The sequence below is a fragment of the Porticoccus hydrocarbonoclasticus MCTG13d genome (genome assembly GCF_000744735.1).
GTDB lineage: Bacteria > Pseudomonadota > Gammaproteobacteria > Pseudomonadales > Porticoccaceae > Porticoccus > Porticoccus hydrocarbonoclasticus.
The window spans coordinates 1142226-1160009 of sequence record NZ_JQMM01000001.1 but is presented as its reverse complement, the minus strand read 5'-3'; the positions used below and the strand labels follow the sequence as shown (position 1 = coordinate 1160009).

Annotated in this window: 15 protein-coding genes; 4 read left to right on the top strand and 11 right to left on the bottom strand. The window is 54.6% G+C overall.

Annotation, left to right across the window (positions count from 1 at the left end):
- The first annotated feature begins 14 nt into the window (after nt 1-14).
- Nucleotides 15-794, top strand: coding sequence for an alpha/beta fold hydrolase (locus tag U740_RS05510; protein WP_036859594.1), 780 nt, complete (start codon nt 15-17; stop codon nt 792-794).
- A 75-nt stretch (nt 795-869) separates the two neighbouring features.
- The gene (locus U740_RS05505) at nt 870-1757 is read left to right on the top strand and encodes a 23S rRNA (adenine(2030)-N(6))-methyltransferase RlmJ (protein ID WP_051921227.1); all 888 of its coding nucleotides are present in this window, start codon (nt 870-872) and stop codon (nt 1755-1757) included.
- On the opposite strand, the gene nhaA is transcribed toward U740_RS05505, so the two are convergent.
- The 9 genes from nhaA to gcvT all read right to left on the bottom strand — a co-directional run bounded on the left by nhaA (nt 1685) and on the right by gcvT (nt 13182).
- Nucleotides 1685-2899, bottom strand: a complete 1215-nt coding sequence (gene nhaA / locus U740_RS05500; protein WP_036861369.1) for a Na+/H+ antiporter NhaA — start codon at nt 2897-2899, stop codon at nt 1685-1687. The genes U740_RS05505 and nhaA overlap by 73 nt on opposite strands.
- A 123-nt stretch (nt 2900-3022) precedes the next feature.
- Nucleotides 3023-3568 (bottom strand): lipocalin family protein, encoded by a 546-nt coding sequence (locus tag U740_RS05495; RefSeq protein WP_051921226.1) that lies wholly within the window; start codon nt 3566-3568, stop codon nt 3023-3025.
- A 33-nt stretch (nt 3569-3601) separates the two neighbouring features.
- Complete coding sequence (locus tag U740_RS05490) at nt 3602-4459, bottom strand: transglutaminase family protein (RefSeq protein ID WP_036859592.1); 858 nt, start codon at nt 4457-4459, stop codon at nt 3602-3604.
- Between the two features lie 248 nt (nt 4460-4707).
- A complete protein-coding gene (locus U740_RS05485; RefSeq protein WP_200877050.1) occupies nt 4708-5124 on the bottom strand; it encodes a group I truncated hemoglobin in 417 nt (138 codons plus the stop codon).
- A gap of 20 nt (nt 5125-5144) precedes the next feature.
- On the bottom strand, nt 5145-6002 hold the full coding sequence (locus tag U740_RS05480; RefSeq protein ID WP_036859590.1) for a DUF3034 family protein: 858 nt from the start codon (nt 6000-6002) through the stop codon (nt 5145-5147).
- Between the two features lie 4 nt (nt 6003-6006).
- Nucleotides 6007-8331: a putative bifunctional diguanylate cyclase/phosphodiesterase gene (locus U740_RS05475; protein WP_036859589.1), complete on the bottom strand. Its 2325-nt coding sequence runs from the start codon at nt 8329-8331 to the stop codon at nt 6007-6009.
- A gap of 18 nt (nt 8332-8349) precedes the next feature.
- Nucleotides 8350-8988 carry a hypothetical protein gene (locus tag U740_RS05470; protein WP_036861364.1) on the bottom strand — a complete coding sequence of 213 codons (639 nt, stop codon included), beginning with the start codon at nt 8986-8988 and terminating at the stop codon, nt 8350-8352.
- Nucleotides 8989-9024: 36 nt separating this feature from the next.
- Complete coding sequence (gene gcvP, locus U740_RS05465; protein WP_036859587.1) at nt 9025-11880, bottom strand: aminomethyl-transferring glycine dehydrogenase; 2856 nt, start codon at nt 11878-11880, stop codon at nt 9025-9027.
- 171 nt (nt 11881-12051) lie between these two features.
- The gene (gene gcvT, locus U740_RS05460) at nt 12052-13182 is read right to left on the bottom strand and encodes a glycine cleavage system aminomethyltransferase GcvT (RefSeq protein ID WP_036859585.1); all 1131 of its coding nucleotides are present in this window, start codon (nt 13180-13182) and stop codon (nt 12052-12054) included.
- 110 nt (nt 13183-13292) lie between these two features.
- Between gcvT and U740_RS05455 the strand changes: the two genes are divergently transcribed.
- Nucleotides 13293-14141, top strand: coding sequence for a LysR substrate-binding domain-containing protein (locus tag U740_RS05455; protein WP_036859584.1), 849 nt, complete (start codon nt 13293-13295; stop codon nt 14139-14141).
- Between the two features lie 39 nt (nt 14142-14180).
- A complete protein-coding gene (locus U740_RS05450) occupies nt 14181-14699 on the top strand; it encodes a shikimate kinase (protein WP_036859583.1) in 519 nt (172 codons plus the stop codon).
- A gap of 80 nt (nt 14700-14779) precedes the next feature.
- On the opposite strand, the gene U740_RS05445 is transcribed toward U740_RS05450, so the two are convergent.
- Nucleotides 14780-15487, bottom strand: coding sequence for a TSCPD domain-containing protein (locus U740_RS05445; protein ID WP_036859582.1), 708 nt, complete (start codon nt 15485-15487; stop codon nt 14780-14782).
- Nucleotides 15488-15501: 14 nt separating this feature from the next.
- Entirely contained in the window at nt 15502-17652 is a 2151-nt protein-coding gene (locus U740_RS05440; protein WP_036859580.1) for an adenosylcobalamin-dependent ribonucleoside-diphosphate reductase, read from the bottom strand.
- Between the last annotated feature and the right edge of the window lie 132 nt (nt 17653-17784).

Here is a 17784-nt window from a genome sequence, read left to right as displayed (position 1 = left end):
GGGAGCCCCGCATCATGAAACTGAACTATGTCAGTCAGGGCAGCGGGCAACCGGTAGTACTGATGCATGGAATGTTCGGTTCGCTGAGCAACCTCGGGGGGGTCGGCAGGGCTTTGGCGGATCGGTATCAGGTGATTGCCGTCGATATGCGCAACCACGGCGAGTCACCCCACAGCATGACCATGAATTATCCCGTCATGGCAGCAGATATTGTGGAGCTGCTGGATGATCTGGCGCTCTCCGAAGCGCATTTGCTGGGCCACTCAATGGGCGGTAAAGTGGCCATGCAAGTGGCACTGAACCAGCCGGACCGCGTTGCCAGTCTGATAGCTGCAGATATCGCACCGGTAACTTACCAACCCGACCGCCACGGCGGGGTGCTGTCCGGGCTCAGCGCGCTGGCCGAAGCGAGACCAGGCAGTCGCCAGCAGGCCGATCAGCTACTGGCCCGGCACGTCAGTGATCCGGGAGTTCGCGCTTTTCTGCTAAAAAATTTGCACCGGGCTGGCGATGGACGCTTTGATCTGCTGCTGTACCTGGATGGCATTCTCGCCAACTATCACGAAACCCTGACCCTGGCTCCCACCGGAGCACCCTTTGCGGGGCCAGCACTGTTCATCAAGGGAGCCAATTCCGCGTACATTCAGGAAAAACACAGGGCTGAAATCCTGCGATTATTTCCCCACGCCCAGCTCAAGGTGGTGGATAATAGCGGTCACTGGTTGCACGCCGAAAAACCCGCCACCTTTAATAAAATCGTGATGGACTTTCTGGCTGAAGAAACCGGGAACTGACCCAACAGGCCAGCTGTACTGCCAGCCAGCAGCCTATTGGCCAACCAACACTTGTAATTCGCTCCCGGAAAAACCATGTTGAGCTACCGACACGGCTATCATGCCGGAAATTTTGCCGATGTGCTGAAACACATCATCCTGGTTGAGCTGCTCGACTATCTGACCCTCAAGGAAAAACCTTTTGACTATATCGACAGTCACGCCGGGGCTGGCTGGCATAAACTCAATTCTGAACAGGCCAATAAAACATCGGAATATGCCACCGGCATAGGTCGTCTGGACGCAGATGACTTTCCTGAACTTGAGCAATATTTCTCCCTGCTCTATCCGGACAGAAAGACGACCGGCAAAGTACAGAAGCTCTCCCGCTACCCCGGTTCACCCGCTATTGCAAAACACTACCTGCGCCATCGGGACCGGGGCTGGTTGTTCGAAATTCATCCGACAGATTATGCGGCACTGCATAAACTGATGGCCGGGGACACGCAAATGCGGACTTTTGGAGAGGACGGACTACAGGGAATGATGGGGCGGCTACCGCCCCCCTCGAAACGCGGACTGGTGCTGATTGATCCCTCCTACGAAATCAAATCGGATTATCAACGGGTTACGGAACAACTGATCAGGGCCTACCATAAATTCGCCACTGGCATTTATGCGCTCTGGTACCCGGTGGTAGACCGGGAGCGAATCAACCGCCTGGAGCGCCAGCTGATCGGCGCCGGAATCAGGCGAATGCAGCTTTTTGAGCTGGGCCTGCAATCCGATACCACAGAGCGGGGCATGACATCGGCGGGCATGATTGTTATCAACCCCCCCTGGACACTGTTCAACAAGATGCAACCATTGCTGCCAAAACTGGCGGAAAAGCTGGCGCCAGAAACCGGCGTTTATCGACTTGAAGTATTGGCTGGGGAGGATGCTGCACCGCCACGACCGAGACAGCGTCGCAACACCAGATAGCCAATGACACCGGACATGATCGATCCGGCAAGTATGCCCAGACGCTCATCAAAAATCAGTTTGATATCGGTGCCCTCGAAAGCGAGAGAACTGATAAACAGACTCATGGTAAAACCAATGCCACAGAGTGCCGCCACGCCGTAAAGACCGCCCCAGGACATGTCCTTTGGCAGCTTGGCCGCACCCAGCCTGACAGCAATCCAGCAACTGCCGAACACGCCGACCTGTTTGCCGATGAATAACCCCAGAGCAATGCCCATCGGAACCGGGTGGAAAAACTGCGCCGCACCGAGACCGGAAAAACTGATGCCGGCGTTGGCAAACGCAAATACCGGCAACACAAAGAAAGCCACCAGTGCCTGCAGGTCATGCTCCATTATTTTAAGCGGAGAAACACCCGGATTGTCGGTGCGGAGGGGAATGAACATGGCCATGATCACCCCAGCCAGGGTGGCGTGGACACCGGACTTCAGCATGGCAAGCCACATAATCGTACCCACTGCGATATAGAGACTTTTGGACTCGACGTTGTAGCGATTCAATAGCGCCAGTACCGGCAAACAGCTGCAGACCAGCAGCAAAGCCGCAGGGGAAATATTCGATGTGTAAAAGATGGCGATAATGATAATTGCCCCGATATCATCAAAAACTGCCAGAGAGGTAAGGAAAATCTTAAGAGAGACCGGCACCCTGGAACCCAACAACGATAGAACACCCAGCGCAAAGGCAATATCGGTGGCGGCCGGAATGGCCCACCCCTGACTGGCAAGACCGTCACCACTATTGAAGCTCAGATAAATCATCGCCGGAACCAGCATGCCGCCCAGAGCACCCACTCCGGGCAAAATGATTTTTCGCTTCTCAGACAACTCTCCCTCAATCAGCTCGCGTTTTAGTTCGAGCCCTACAAGGAAAAAGAACACGGCCATTAACCCGTCGTTGATCCACATCAGCAGTGGCTTGGCCACCACGAATTCGCCGATCATCACCGCTACCGGGGTATCCAGCAGCAGTCCATAGTAGGCCCGCACTGGTGAGTTGGCACAGATCAGCGCAGCGATGGCAGCCAGCATCATCACAATGCCGCCCGCCGACTCGAGCCTGAAAAACCGGCTGATATAAGATTCGAGTTGGTTCTTCATAACAGTCTTTTTGACCTGCAACCCCATCAATCGGGACAGAGAAACAGCCCCTGCAAATTTAGAAATCGTGTCGCTTTTCGCCCACCCCGGCAGAAAAACCGCCTTACACAATCAACCGCCCACTCACCGCGATGCCGGCATGGGTTGCTGGGACACATATATCAACTGGTCAGTATCAAAACCCAGTTCTCCAGCTCGTTCTTCAAACCGCTGAATTAGCTTTTCATCCACCGTAGGCGTACGGGCCAGCAACCATAAATAGGAATGGTTGAAACCCGACACAAAAGCGTATTGATAGTTTTCATGATCCAGCCCGAATACCACATAGGAGCTAAAAAAGGGGCCAAAAAAGGAAACCTTGAGGTGACCGATATTGTCATTTTCGATGAAATAGGCACGCCCTTCGGCAGATTTCCACTCTGCCTTCTGCTCGGAAAAACCCTGGTTGATCACGCGTATACCACCATCCTCACGCCGGCTGTATTCTGCGGTCACCCGGCTTAAGCCTCGCTCAAACGAGTGATCCAACCGTGCAATTTCGTACCAGGTGCCGAGATACGCATCGGCGTCAAAATTGCTGACCGGCTTCACGCCATCAGGCGTGCCGAGGCACCCCGCCAGCATAAAGGGAAGAAACATAAAACAAGTGAATGTGCGGAGTATTTTCATCACTTCCTAACCACCTGGTATATAGCCACCGACTCAGTCATGGCACTCGTTGATCCAGACACCCACATCCAGCACAGAAGATGCCGCCCCGGAGAATGTACCGGAAACAGGTGGTACAGATTCTGGCAGCCGGGCCACAGCAACTGCGATGTGATCGGCGCCGACCAGCTGACCAATGGTCGGATCAAATCCTACCCAGCCAGCGCCCGGTACGTAGATTTCCGCCCAGGCGTGAGTGGCGCCGAAATTATCGATGGTCGGCGGGGCATGCAGGTAACCACTGACAAAACGGGCTGCGAGCCCAAGATGACGGGCTGCTGACATGAACAATTGTGCAAAATCACGGCAGGAACCGGCTTTAAGGGCGATGGTTTGCTCGGCGGATTGCACCCCCGGCTCCTCCCGTATCCGGTATGCGAAGGTCTGATAAATATGAGAGCAAATTCGCTGCATCAGGGTATAGGTTTGAATGGCTTCTCCCGGTTGCCAGATAGCGCCAATCCAGTCAGTCAGCCACTTGTCTGACTCGATGGGCGGGTCAGTCATATACGGCTGCAACAATACCCGGTCATCCTCTTCGTACAAAAACGGGTAATCCACCGCCTGTTGCTCCACCACAAAATCCAGCGGATCCTCATTGTATTGTTGAATAATGATGTCACTGAGAATCGACAGTTGACTGGTCGGTTGGCTGAAACTGGCTATCGCCACCGAATTTCCCTCGACATCGTGTCGCCAGCGCAGGGTGGGCTGAGGGGTAATCGTCAGGGTGGAGGATTCGATATGCAGTGTGTGCCCTTCTCTGGGCCGCAATCGCAAGTAGTGTGTACCGAGGATCACCGATCCGGAAAAGTTATAGTAGGTGTTGTGGGTAATTCTGAATCGACGCATGGGTCGTTATTTCCTGGAGTAAACCTTTTGCATAGACAGCTGTCCTCCCGGGCAACCTGTTTGTTTAATTTGGGGCCACCCTCACCAGCCTTTGCAATCTGTCCAACAAAGCCTGGAGTACGACTCTAGACCCCGCCTAGGACTCTTTTCACAGCATGTGCCATCTGATTGACGAGAGCAACCTCCTTTTAATGCCCGAAAATACGGCAGAGGTCGAAAAACCCCGGTATATCCGGAACCTTCAGGCGTCACTGGTAAACCACGTCCCCGTACATCGGCGCCAAACGCTTGAGCAAATCATTGCGGACCGCAATGGGTATACCCTCCTCCTGCATCGCGTAGATCAACAATTGCACCAAACGATCAAAATCGGCCTGTGTGATATTCAGCCCTCTGTGGGTAGCCTTCATGTCGTCACCACCGTACTCGCAGGGGCCATCAGCCACATCACAGAGATGCTCGGTCAAACCCTCACGGAACAATGCGATATCGGTATCCTGGAAGTACCTGACAATTTGTTCGTCCTTTGCCATCCGCTCCAGCAGGTTATCCACGACGGCTGCCAGGCCGGGCTCACCCCCCAGTCCCTCATAAACGGTAGCGGGCTGACTGCTACAGGCACTGAGCAGTGATAATAAAAGGATGACCGAAACAAGTGACCACACCCGTCTTCTCAAAACGCAGGTCATAGAGCTCCCTCAATGGACAGGTACCAGCCCTTTTGATCGTCAAATCCCGCAATGCTGCCAAGATCGGCATAGGCCAGCACGACAGAGAGATTTTTATTAACAAACCAGCCGACAAAAAAATCCTGCCAGTCGTCTTCACCGGCAAAATCGAGCTCATCGGGTTTCTCGCGATAATCCATGCCCACGGCCAGATTATCGGTTAACAGCACCGCGACGGAGGCTTCCTTCATATAGCGATACCGATTGTTGCGCTCGCTACCGAATCCCAGCAACCCACTCTGGTTGGCCTTGGTAGCACGCACTGTGCCGTTGACCAGCACGTTGCGCCCCCAAAGTGCATCAAAAAAGACCTTGGTAGCGGCGACGTAGTAATCAACACCGCTGTCGTCTCTGGCGCCTACCGCGGAGGGCAATGAGAAGTCATCGACATCCTTGTACTGAACCCCCACGCTGATCTGAGGCATGGTGGTGTAAAGCAACTCTCCGGCAACCTTGTATTTAAGGCCGATAATATCCTGTTGAAGATCCCCACCGAGGCTGTCCAGTTTGAGGCGCTGGCGGGCAAAAGATAGCTCTACCCGATTGTCATAACTTACGGATGCGCCGATCACCTTGAGCGTAAAGTCATCCACAAATACACCGGTGGCCATCCCGGTAACCGCCCATTCGTCACTGCTGCCATAACCGTTGATAACCGCCCATGGCACGACGCCACCGCCGGCGCTGCCCTCTATGTTCGATGCGCCTCCGGTTGCCACTATGCGACTGTCCGCGTGAGCTAAACCACAGGCCACGGTCAGGAACAAGGGAAAGAAAATGGCTCGGATGAAGGGACCAACGATGCTATTTATCATTATTTTAAGTTAGCGAGGACACGCCACCCTGTTGATTGAATTCTACATACCAGTGGTAAAAATCTCTGGCTGCCAGTGGCCTAGAGTACACATAACCCTGCACCAAATCACACCCCTGTTGCCGGAGAACGTCAATGGTCTGTCGCTCTTCCACCCCTTCCGCCGTCACACTGAAGCCCAGGCTGTGGGTCAGGGCGATACTGGTTTCAACAATCATCGCATCATGGGTGTTGGTCAGCATGTCCTTGATAAAACTGCGGTCTATCTTGACTTCATTCACCGGCAACATTTTCAGATAGGCCAGCGAGGAATGTCCGGTACCAAAATCATCGATGGCAATGGATAAACCGAGATCCCGGAATTTCTGCAGCACACTCACCGCGGTCATCGGATCTTTCATCACCGCACCCTCGGTGACCTCAATAGCCAGCAGGTCGGGTGCCAACTCTCTCGCCTCTAACATCTCAGCAATCTGGCCCGGCAAGGACTCATTGACCAGATCATGAGCAGACAGGTTCACCGCCAGCTTTAATCCTACCAATCCCTCGTCCTCCCAGAGCACCAGCTGGTCCATAGCCTGGCGCAAAACCCATTGGCTGATCAGATCAATATTGCCCGTATGCTCTGCCAGCATAATAAACTCATCGGGGCGAATCGGGCCAAGCTCGGGGTGATCCCAGCGAATGAGTGCTTCCGCGCCACTACAGAGGTTGTTCTGAATGTCGACTTTCGGCTGGAAAACCAGATGAAACTGCCCCTGCTCCAGCCCGCGCTCCAACTGATTGATAATAGTCAGTTCACGCTGGTATTTTTCATCCTCTCCGGTGCGATAAGCGACAATTCGGGTATCGCTCAAACAGGCCTGCATCAGGGCAATTTCAATGCGCCGCAACAAAACACCGACCTTACCCCCATGTTCCGTCAGGGATAACATACCGGCGCGGATTTTTATCGAAATATTGGAATCCTGAATACTGAAGGGTGCCTCCAGTTGATCAATGGCGTCGGAGAGAACTGTTTCAGTTATGCCATTGTTATACAGTAACAGGAAGGCATCGCCATCCAGTCTCGCTAGGAAATCCGGGACCGGTGTTATTGTCTCCAGTCGCCGCGCAAACATCACCAGCAGGGAGTCTGCGTTGGCAAAACCGATCATGTCATTGATATGTCGGAAGTGTTTGAGATCCAGTAACACCAGCGTACCGGACAGGCTGTCACCGGCATCCTGGAGAGTGCGCTTGGCGGCAAAGCGGTTGGCAAGCCCGGTCAGGCTGTCATGGGTGGATTGATAGATCAGGTCCCGCTCACGAGCCTCGATGTTATCGCGCATCACTGTCAGGGTATCTGCCAACACGGCGAGTTCCGCAGGAGCACCTTTAATTGGCGGGGGATTTTGACCCTGGCCAATCAAGCGGGCAAATTCCACCAGGGTATGGACCGGGCGGGTTAGACTGCCGGACAACCAGGCCGCGACCAGCAATGACAGTGCCAGTGTGCCGGCGAAAATCGACAGCATGCTGTTACGCAAGTGTTCGTAATTTTGTTCCCACTTCAGGTTTGAAAGATGCAATACCACCCACTGGTCGGCAGACTTGCCATCCAGCTCTAGGGCATAAGACAGATAATGGGCCGGAAAACCTTCGGCCGCTTCCCGCGATAACTCAGGTAGTCTATTTAACTGCGAGAGAAGAGCGGATTGAGAGGTTGCATCAAGGGTGGACTGGAGCGCAAATCGGCCATCGCTGTCCTTGTTGATAAAGCTGACTTCGACACCGGTAATGGCCTTGGCCTGCTGCGCCACCTGTCTATCCATCACAAAGCCCATGCCTACCCATGCGATCAGGGTTGGCGCTTTAACGGGCTGCATCACAAATTGATAACTGGCATTGTCAAAGCTGAGAATTCTGGCCGCACCGCCATCATTCATGCTGTCAGTCAATTCCGATAGAGCGTCGATATCGGCTTTGTCCAAACCGGCAATACTGGAACTGATCAGCTTGCCGTCGGGAGACAGCAGTATCGCCGCATCTGCACCAATACGGCTGCCATGATTCTCCAGTACGGACAAAATGGTGTCGCTTTCTCCCGTGGCAATCGCACGTTTGAAACCAAAATCGGCGCTGAGCACTGACAGGGAGTTGTTCAGTTGCAGAGAACGATTGGCGAGCACCTCACGAAAGACATTGATACCGACATCCAGCGTTCTCTGCTGCTGCAACATTTGCTGCCGGTGAGCGGCATCCAATACAAACACTGCGGTGGCCAGCTGCACCAGCATCAGCACCAGCACAAATGCAACTACCAACCGGATTCGGTAACTGTTGAGCATTTGCTTGCCAACCTTTGTCTAGAGCCCGCCAAAACCGGCCGGAGGTGCCGAGGGTTTTTGCTGGCGATCAATATCTATCTGATACTTGAGGAGACGGTTTTCTGCAGGCAATGTCAACGCCGTTTCGAGCAATTCACCGTTTTGCCAGGGATGCCAGACTCTGAGGCGGTAGTTGCCTGCAGGCAGACCAGTGAACGAGGCCTGACCTTCCGAGTCCGTTACCCTGGCATGGGAGCTGTCGGAAACGTAAATAAAAGCCTGCATATAATCGTGAATATTACAACCCAGCGCGACTATTCCGGGCTTGTCGAACAATACCGGCTCCTGAGGTGTTCCCACATACAGCTTCAATTCAAAGGGTTTCGGTTCAGAAAACGAATAGACGTGGTGGCGGGTGCGATCAAGATTGGGGAAATTCACGCGCGTCCCCTTGGGCACCGTCAGCACAAAAGGAATAAACGTGCGATCCTGTTGACTCATTTCCTTCTGACCGCTACTGGATACTGCCGCATCAGCATTCAGAGGCAACAATTCCACAACAGCATCTTCCACCGCCAACGCATCCGGTGCAACTATCGACAACTTCAAATCGATGGCACTGGCAAAGCAGGGCATCATCACCAGAGTGAGCAGTATCCACCCGGCGCTCTTTGACATCGCTTTTTTCTTTTTCTGCGAGCTGGTTTTTTGCAATTAAATGTACTCCGATACGGGCAGGCAGGCACAAACCAGATTCCGGTCCCCGTAGACATTATCAATTCTGCCTACCGGCGACCAGTATTTACTTTCCCTGAGAACGGCCAGCGGATAGGCCGCCTGTTCACGAGAGTAACTTTTGACCCACCGGTCTACAACCAGTTCATCCGCCGTATGAGGCGCACCGCACAGCGGGTTGTCATCTACCGGGTATTCGCCCCGCTCCACTGCGGCGATCTCCTCGCGAATCTGCAACAGTGCATCACAAAGCCGGTCCAGCTCTTCCCTGGATTCACTCTCTGTTGGCTCAATCATCAGGGTGCCCGGCACCGGGAAGGACATGGTCGGCGCATGAAAGCCGTAGTCAATCAACCGCTTGGCGACATCATCAACCGTAATCCCGGAGGTCTCCTTGATACCCCTTAAGTCGATAATACATTCGTGAGCTACCCTACCATTGCTGCCGGTATAGAGGATCGGGTAACCGTCTTGCAGGCGCCCGGCCACATAGTTGGCATTGAGGATCGCCACCTCCGTGGCCTGCTTCAAACCCGCAGCTCCCATCATTTTGATATACATCCAGGTAATCGGCAGGATACTGGCACTCCCCCATGGCGCAGAGGACACAGCACCCACTTCCGGACGATGCTCAAAAGCATCATGGCCCGGTAGAAATGCCGCGAGGTGTTGCTTGACCGCCACCGGGCCCACACCGGGTCCACCACCGCCGTGGGGAATGCAGAAAGTTTTATGCAGATTTAGGTGTGAGACATCCCCCCCGAACTGACCGGGCTGACACAGCCCGACCATGGCGTTGAGGTTGGCGCCGTCGATATATACCTGCCCGCCATGCTGGTGAACAATCCCGCAGATATCGGTGATTCCCTCCTCGAACACCCCGTGGGTCGAGGGGTACGTCACCATAATAGCCGCCAGCTGATTGCTGTATTGGGCGGCTTTATCACGCAACTCGTCGAGATCCACATTGCCCCGTTCGTCACAACCCACCACTACCACGCGCATACCACACATCTGTGCAGAGGCCGGATTGGTACCGTGGGCGGAGCTGGGAATCAGACAGATATTGCGATGACTGTCGCCCCGGCTATGGTGATAGGCGCGAATCGCCAGCAAGCCGGCGTACTCGCCCTGTGAACCGGCATTGGGCTGAAGTGACACGGCATCATAGCCGGTGGCGGCACAGAGCATGGCCTCCACTTCGCCAATCATTTTACGATAACCAACGGTCTGATCCGCCGGCGCAAAAGGGTGAATCCCGGCAAATTCCGGCCAGCTGACCGGAATCATCTCGGCGGTGGCATTCAATTTCATGGTACAGGAGCCCAATGGAATCATCGCCCGGTCGAGCGCAATATCCCTGTCGGCCAGCTTGCGTAGATAACGGAGCATTTCCGTTTCCGAGTGGTAGCGGTTGAAAACCAGCTGGGTGAGAACCGGCCCCGTTCGCAGCAACCCCTGCGGCAAGCCGCTGTCTGCGGTAGCTTCCAGCTCAACCACTGTGAGCTCACTGTGGGCATCAAACAACTGCCAGAGGGTTTCCACATCAGCCGCCGTGGTGGTCTCGTCCAGGGAGATACCCAGCTGTTGCTGATCGATTACCCGCAGGTTGATTCCCTGCGCCAGCGCTTTGCGATGAATGTCGGCGGTCTGTGACCCACTGGCAATCGTGAGCGTGTCGAAAAAGCTGTGATTGGTGATGGTGAAATTCAATCGGGTCAGGCCGGCTGCCAGAATCGATGTCAGGCAATGAACCCGTTCCGCGATGCGCCGCAACCCCTCCGGGCCATGGTAAACCGCATACATACTGGCCATCACGGCCAACAGTACCTGGGCCGTACAAATGTTGCTGGTGGCTTTCTCGCGTCGAATATGCTGCTCGCGGGTTTGCAGTGCCAGCCGGAAAGCGGGCTTGCCGCGACTGTCCACTGACACACCAACCAAACGGCCCGGCAGAGAGCGTTTGAAGGTGTCACGGGTGGCCATGTACGCGGCATGGGGACCACCAAAGCCGAGCGGCACACCGAAACGCTGGGTGGAACCAATCGCCACATCAGCACCCAACTGGGCCGGGCTTTGCAACAGCATCAAGCTGAGGATATCTGCCGCCATCACCACCAGCGCCCTGTTTTGGTGGGCGGTTTCAATCACACCGGAAAAATCCTCAACACTGCCATCAGCACCGGGATATTGCAGTAGCACACCAAAACATTCCTGGTTGGCAATCTCCTGAGGATTGCCAATCACCACATCGATATCCAGGGGTTCAGCGCGCGTGCGCACCACTTCAATCGTCTGCGGCAGACACTGGCGATCCACGAAAAACACCCGACTTTTCGATTTGGCCATGCGCTGACACAGGGTCATCGCCTCGGCGGCGGCCGTTCCTTCGTCCAGCAGCGAAGCGCTCGCCAGATCCATACCCGTCAGATCCGTAATCAGCGTCTGGAAGTTCAGCATGGCTTCCAGACGTCCCTGGGAAATTTCCGGCTGGTAGGGGGTATAGGCGGTATACCAGGCGGGATTTTCCAGCACATTGCGCAAAATCACATTGGGGGTGAGACAACCGTAGTAACCCTGGCCAATAAATGACCGGAAAACCCGGTTTTCGTCAGCAATGGCGCGCAGCTCAGTCAGGGCCTGTTGTTCCGTGCAGGCGTCAGCGAGTGCCAGCGACTCTGTAGAGCGAATTTTTTCCGGTATCACCGCCGCGATGAAGGAGGCCATATCGGTATAACCGAGGGCTTTCAGCATGGCCTGCTGATCTTCGCCGGAAGGGCCAATGTGTCGACGGATAAATTCATTATTGCTAGCAAGCTCTGCCAATGACTTCATGGGATTCTTTCTCTGTTCGGACGTTGATAGGCAAGTTGAATGGGATGTCTTCAGCGTATTGACGAGCATCCCGATATTCGGTGCTACTGCTTGCGCCGCCAGCCTGCGGCTCGTTCCACGTGACTGACTGCGCTACTGGCCACGCTTACTGGCCACGCTTACTGGCCACGCTTACTGGCCACGATAGTACCGCTGGGGAACAAACGGCATTTTTGTCACGCTGACCGGGCGGGGTTTATCTCGGACCAGTGCGCGCAACGGGGTACCTGCAGCTGCAAAATCCGATGAAACATACCCCATCGCCAGCGGCGCCTCCAGGGTCGGCCCGAAGCCACCACTGGTGACCACGCCGACCTGTTCCCCCGCCTCGTCAACTAGCACAGCCCCTTCCCGCACCGGGGCGCGGCCATCGATCTGTAAACCTACTCGGCGCCGGGAGGCCCCCTGCTGTATTTCGTTAAAAATCACCTCGGCACCGGGGAACCCGCCCGCCTTTTGACCATCCGGACGACGGGACTTGCTGATACTCCATAGCAGTCCAGCCTGTACCGGCGTGGTCGTGGTATCCAGGTCATGACCATAGAGGCACAGTCCGGCCTCCAGCCGCAGCGAATCGCGGGCACCCAACCCGACTGGCTCGACCTCTTCAAACGACAGCAGCATTCTGGCCAGTGCGTCCGCAGCGTCCGCAGGGACAGAAATTTCAAAACCGTCCTCGCCGGTATAACCGGAACGGGTAACAAAGCAATCGGCCCCGGCGAGGGTGGCCCGGCAACCACTCATAAACACCAGGCCACACACTTCCGGAGCCAGCTTTGCCATCACATCGACGGCAGCCGGTCCCTGCAGGGCCAATAGTGCACGGTCTTCCAGATATTCAATCTCAAAACCGGACAGGGCGCCTTCCAGATAGGCGAGATCCTGTTCCTTACAGGCGGCATTCACCACCAGAAAGAAACAATCCTCCGCCCAGCGGGCGATCATCAGGTCATCGAGGATACCGCCCTGCGCATTGGTAAATAGCGCATAGGTTTGCCGGTTGATAGCCAGTTGCTCCAGGTCTACAGGCACCAGCTTTTCCAGTGCAGCGGCCACGCCGGCGCCGCTGATCACCACCTGCCCCATATGGGAGACATCAAAAAGGCCGGCCTGGGCGCGGGTATGGAGATGTTCAGCCATAATGCCCGCCGGGTACTGAACCGGCATGTCATAACCGGCAAAGGGTACCATCCGCGCACCCAATTCCTGGTGCAGGGTTTTAAGCGGTGTCGCTTTCAAGTCTGGGCTTTGTTCAGTCGTCATAGATTCCACCGGTAAATGGAGCGTTTCAAAAAAGCCATGTTATCGGCCTGCAAAAAATTGGTAAAATTAATAGTTAAAATTGTTTCATTTCATTTGTTAATGTAGGCGCGATGAAAAACCTGCCAACAGACCTGCTCCGCACCTTTGTCACCGTTACAGAACTGGGTGGCTTTACTGCTGCGGCAGACTGGCTCGGGCGCTCCCAGCCCGCTGTCAGCCTTCAGATTAAGCGGCTGGAGCAGTTACTGGGGCAGACCCTGCTGGTCCGCAGCGGACACCAGCTGGAATTAAGCCGGGCCGGCCAGCTGATGTTTCGCTACGCACGACAGATACTGACACTGAATGACGAGGCGGTCGCCCAGTTCACCAAGCATTCCGTGAGTGGCAAGATTCACTTCGGCATCCCCAGTGAGTTCGCCACCACACTGTTACCAAAAATTGTCGGACGCTTTACCCAGGCCTACCCGAATGTCACGCTGGAGGTCACCTGCGCACTCAGCAAACAGTTGCTCTCCGAACCGGAGCGTCGCCGCTACGACCTGATTCTGGCCCTGCACGACGATCCGGTGATGGCCGGCCACAACTTGGTCAAGGAGGACGAACTGGTCTGGGTCACCGGCACCGACCACGATGCCCACCTACAAATACCACTGCCGTTAATTGTGGCACCAGAAGGTTGTATTTATCGCAAACGTGGCATTGAGCGACTTCGGGAAAATCATCGCGACTGGCGTGTGGTTTACACGATTCCCGATTTAACTGGCATCCAGTCTGCTATCAACGAGGGGCTGGGGGTTACAGTATTGGCGAGGAGCACGGTGCCGGAGAACCTCCGGGTTCTGAAGCCCACAGAAAAACTGCCCAGACTGGGCAAAGTGGGCATCAGTCTGATTGAACAAAGCAGTGAATCCGGTGAGGCGATCACCCGGCTGATGGATTTCGTCAAAGCCTCGCTTTAAACCAGGCCGCACCAGGCTGCCTAGATAAGGAATACCACCATGAAAAACAATATCGTTTTGATCGGGATGCCCGGGGCCGGAAAAAGCACTGTCGGTCTGCTTCTGGCCAAGAAACTGGGCAAAAACTTTGTCGATACCGATATTTTACTGCAGATTCGTGAGGGCAAAACACTGCAACAACTGATGGACGAGAAAGGCTATCTGTACCTGAGAGACTGCGAGGCCTCAGCGTTACAGACAATTGATGGGCACAATCTGGTGGTCGCCACCGGGGGCAGCGCCGTCTATAGCAAGGCAGGCATGTCACACCTGCAACAGAACGGTATCATTGTCTATCTTGAAACACCCCTGCAGACACTGCGCCAGCGCATCCACGACTATGAAATGCGGGGCATTGCACGCCGCCCTGAGCAAAGCTTTGCTGCACTTTACACGGAGCGGGACACACTCTATCGCGAATACGCAGATGCCACCATTCACTGTGCGGACGCGAGCGCTGAACAGGTTGTCAGCATGGTTTGTTCCGCTGTCACCGGCCTGTCCAGAGCCCCCCGGTAAAGCGCTGGGCAAAAAAAGCCGGGGATAACCCCGGCAATGGCCGTTCCCGTTTCGGCACTTTCAATCATCAATAATACTGGCTAACCACATTTTGAATCACCGCAATTCAGACAGGTCATACAACCATCCATCAGGATGACCGCTTTGGTCATACACTTATGACAGAGCTGGGCACTTTCGGGAAAGGGATTGCTCTGCTTCCCTTCGGGGGCAGTGTAACTACTGGCCGCGTCGTATTCGGCACGCTTCTCTGCCAGAATCGCCATCTGATGCTCTCCCAGATTGGGCGCCTGCATCATGCCGATTTTGGTCAGATGGGACTCAATCGCTTCGCCTATCTCAGCCACCAGTGATGGCATGAATTTTCCACCGCGCTTGAAGTAGCCGCCCTGTGGATCAAATACCGCTTTCAACTCCTCGGCCAGAAAAGTGCAGTCCCCCCCCTTGCGAAATACTGCAGAAATTACCCGGGTCAGTGCCACCACCCACTGGAACTGATCCATATTTTTTGAGTTGATGAAAATCTCGAAGGGACGGCGCTGCTCATGATCAGTGCCCTGATTCAAGATGATGTCATTGATGGTGATATAGAGCGCATGGTCAGACAGCGGTGTCTTTACCTTGTAGGTACTCCCGTGCAGCTCTTCGGGTCGACTGAGGTTTTCGTGCATCTGCACAATAGCCCGCTCCAGTTCTGCAGCCGCAGTCTTTGCTTCGGGAATGACCTCATCGTTGGAAGGTGTCACCACCTTGTAGTCAACGATTTTTTTATCAATTTTTACACTCATGTCTATGCTTCCGATCAGAATTTGCCGTAATAGCCTTCTTTCAAGGCATCGAAGAGGTTGGCGGCACTGTGGGTTTCACCGTCGTACTCCACTTCCTCATTGCCCTTCAACTCCACCGTGGAACCATCCTCCAGCGTAAAGCGGTAAGTGGTGTTTTCCAGATCTTTCTCTTTTACCAGCACGCCCTGGAAAGCTTCGGGATTAAAGCGGAACGTGGTACAGCCTTTGAGGCCGTTTTCGTAGGCGTACAGATAGATATCCTTGAAATCCTCAAAGTCACAATCCGTGGGCACGTTGATGGTTTTGGAAATGGAGGAGTCCACCCACTTCTGGGCGGCCGCCTGCACATCCACATGCTGACGGGGTTTGACATCTTCGCTGGAGATAAAATAATCGGGCAGTTTCTCTCCCTCCTTGTCGCTGAAAGGCAGGGCGTTGGCGTTGATCAATTCCCGGTAGGCCAGTAACTCGTAGGAAAAGACATCCACTTTTTCCTTGGATTTTTTACCCTCGCGAATCACATTGCGGGAGTAGTGGTGAGCAAAGCTGGGCTCGATACCGTTGCTGGCATTATTGGCCAATGACAGTGAAATAGTCCCGGTGGGCGCAATGGATGAGTGGTGAGTAAAACGGCAACCGACTGTGGCAATTTCTTCCACCAGGCCGGGGTCAACCTCCGCCACTTTCTGCATATAGCGACTGTAACGGGCCTGCAATACCTTACCCTTGAGCTTGTCGCCGATGACAATGCCATCCTGCACCATATCGGGGCGCAGGCGCAGCATCTCAGCGGTCACCTCAAACTCTTCATCCATAATCGGAGCCGGACCTTTTTCCTTGGCCAGCTCGAGACCGGTACGCCAGCCCGCCATTGCCATCTCGCGGGAGACCTGCTCAGTCAGCGCCAGAGAAGCTTCACTGCCATAGGGCACCCGCAGCATGGTCATGGTGGAACCGAGACCGAGGAAGCCCATGCCGTGGCGACGCTTGCGAACAATTTCATTGCGCTGCCCTTCCAATGGCAGCCCATTGATTTCCACCACATTATCGAGCATCCGGGTAAATACGGAGACCACTTCACGGTAATTCTCCCAGTCGAAGCGGGCTTTGTCAGTGAACGGATCCAGGACAAACCGGGTCAGGTTGATCGACCCCAGCAGGCAGCTGCCATAGGGGGGCAGAGGCTGCTCGCCACAGGGATTGGTCGCCCGGATATTTTCACAGTACCAGTTATTGTTCTGTCGATTCACCTTGTCGATAAGGATAAAGCCGGGCTCCGCATAATCGTATGTGGAACTCATAATCACGTTCCACATATGCCGGGCCTTGACCGTGCGATAAATGCGACAGGCCACCAACCCTTCCTCATTGACGATGTAACCTTCTGTGGTGGGAAACTCCTTCCACAGCAAAGTATCATCGGCGAGATCGACCGTGCCCTGCTCAACCTCTTTATGGGACACCGGGAAGCTCAGGGACCAGTCGCCATCACTTTTGACCGCCTCCATAAATTCTTCGGTGATCAGCAATGACAGGTTGAACTGCCGCAAACGGCCATCCTCCCGCTTGGCACGAATGAAATCCACCACATCCGGGTGGCTTACATCGAAGGTGGCCATTTGTGCACCGCGACGACCACCGGCAGAGGACACGGTGAAACACATTTTGTCAAAGATATCCATAAAGGACAGTGGCCCGGAGGTGTAGGCACCCGCACCTGACACATAGGCTCCCCTGGGACGCAATGTGGAGAATTCATAACCGATACCACAACCGGCTTTCAGTGTCAGACCCGCCTCCAGATTTTTCTCCAGAATGCCCTGCATGGAATCCTGCACGGTACCGGAGACCGTACAGTTAATTGTGGAAGTTGCAGGTTTATGGGCCAGCGCGCCCGCATTGGAAATAATCCGGCCAGCGGGTATCGCACCATTGCGCAACGCCCACAGAAAGCGTTCGTACCAGTGCTCCTGCTTACCCGGCTCCTCCACCTCGGACAGCGCTTTGGCGACTCGACTGTAGGTGGCATCAATCGTCGCATCTACCGGATTGCCACTCTTGTCCTTGAGGCGATATTTCTTATCCCAAATATCCTGGGAGGCAGTCTGGAGTCTGATTTCGATGGCGTGGGGCTCATCTGCAGTTTTAAGCGCTTCTATTGACATGAGAATGCTGTTTCCTTGTTACAAATGTGGCTGTGAGCGGCTTTTTAACCGTCTTTTCGTGCGGGGCACTACGAAGAAATTCCCCTGATTTTGCTGGCAGAATGGCAGTTGGGGCATACCATCCAGGTGACC

Bases quoted from the DNA above. Each gene is read 5' to 3' on its own strand.
- U740_RS05455 (WP_036859584.1), top strand. From the start codon at position 13,293: ATGAAAAACCTGCCAACAGACCTGCTCCGCACCTTTGTCACCGTTACA.
- U740_RS05510 (WP_036859594.1), top strand. From the start codon at position 15: ATGAAACTGAACTATGTCAGTCAGGGCAGCGGGCAACCGGTAGTACTG.
- gcvT (WP_036859585.1), bottom strand. From the start codon at position 13,182: ATGACGACTGAACAAAGCCCAGACTTGAAAGCGACACCGCTTAAAACC.
- U740_RS05475 (WP_036859589.1), bottom strand. From the start codon at position 8,331: ATGCTCAACAGTTACCGAATCCGGTTGGTAGTTGCATTTGTGCTGGTG.
- U740_RS05445 (WP_036859582.1), bottom strand. From the start codon at position 15,487: ATGAGTGTAAAAATTGATAAAAAAATCGTTGACTACAAGGTGGTGACA.
- U740_RS05505 (WP_051921227.1), top strand. From the start codon at position 870: ATGTTGAGCTACCGACACGGCTATCATGCCGGAAATTTTGCCGATGTG.
- U740_RS05470 (WP_036861364.1), bottom strand. From the start codon at position 8,988: ATGTCAAAGAGCGCCGGGTGGATACTGCTCACTCTGGTGATGATGCCC.
- U740_RS05490 (WP_036859592.1), bottom strand. From the start codon at position 4,459: ATGCGTCGATTCAGAATTACCCACAACACCTACTATAACTTTTCCGGA.
- U740_RS05480 (WP_036859590.1), bottom strand. From the start codon at position 6,002: ATGATAAATAGCATCGTTGGTCCCTTCATCCGAGCCATTTTCTTTCCC.
- U740_RS05495 (WP_051921226.1), bottom strand. From the start codon at position 3,568: ATGAAAATACTCCGCACATTCACTTGTTTTATGTTTCTTCCCTTTATG.
- nhaA (WP_036861369.1), bottom strand. From the start codon at position 2,899: ATGAAGAACCAACTCGAATCTTATATCAGCCGGTTTTTCAGGCTCGAG.
- U740_RS05440 (WP_036859580.1), bottom strand. From the start codon at position 17,652: ATGTCAATAGAAGCGCTTAAAACTGCAGATGAGCCCCACGCCATCGAA.
- U740_RS05450 (WP_036859583.1), top strand. From the start codon at position 14,181: ATGAAAAACAATATCGTTTTGATCGGGATGCCCGGGGCCGGAAAAAGC.
- gcvP (WP_036859587.1), bottom strand. From the start codon at position 11,880: ATGAAGTCATTGGCAGAGCTTGCTAGCAATAATGAATTTATCCGTCGA.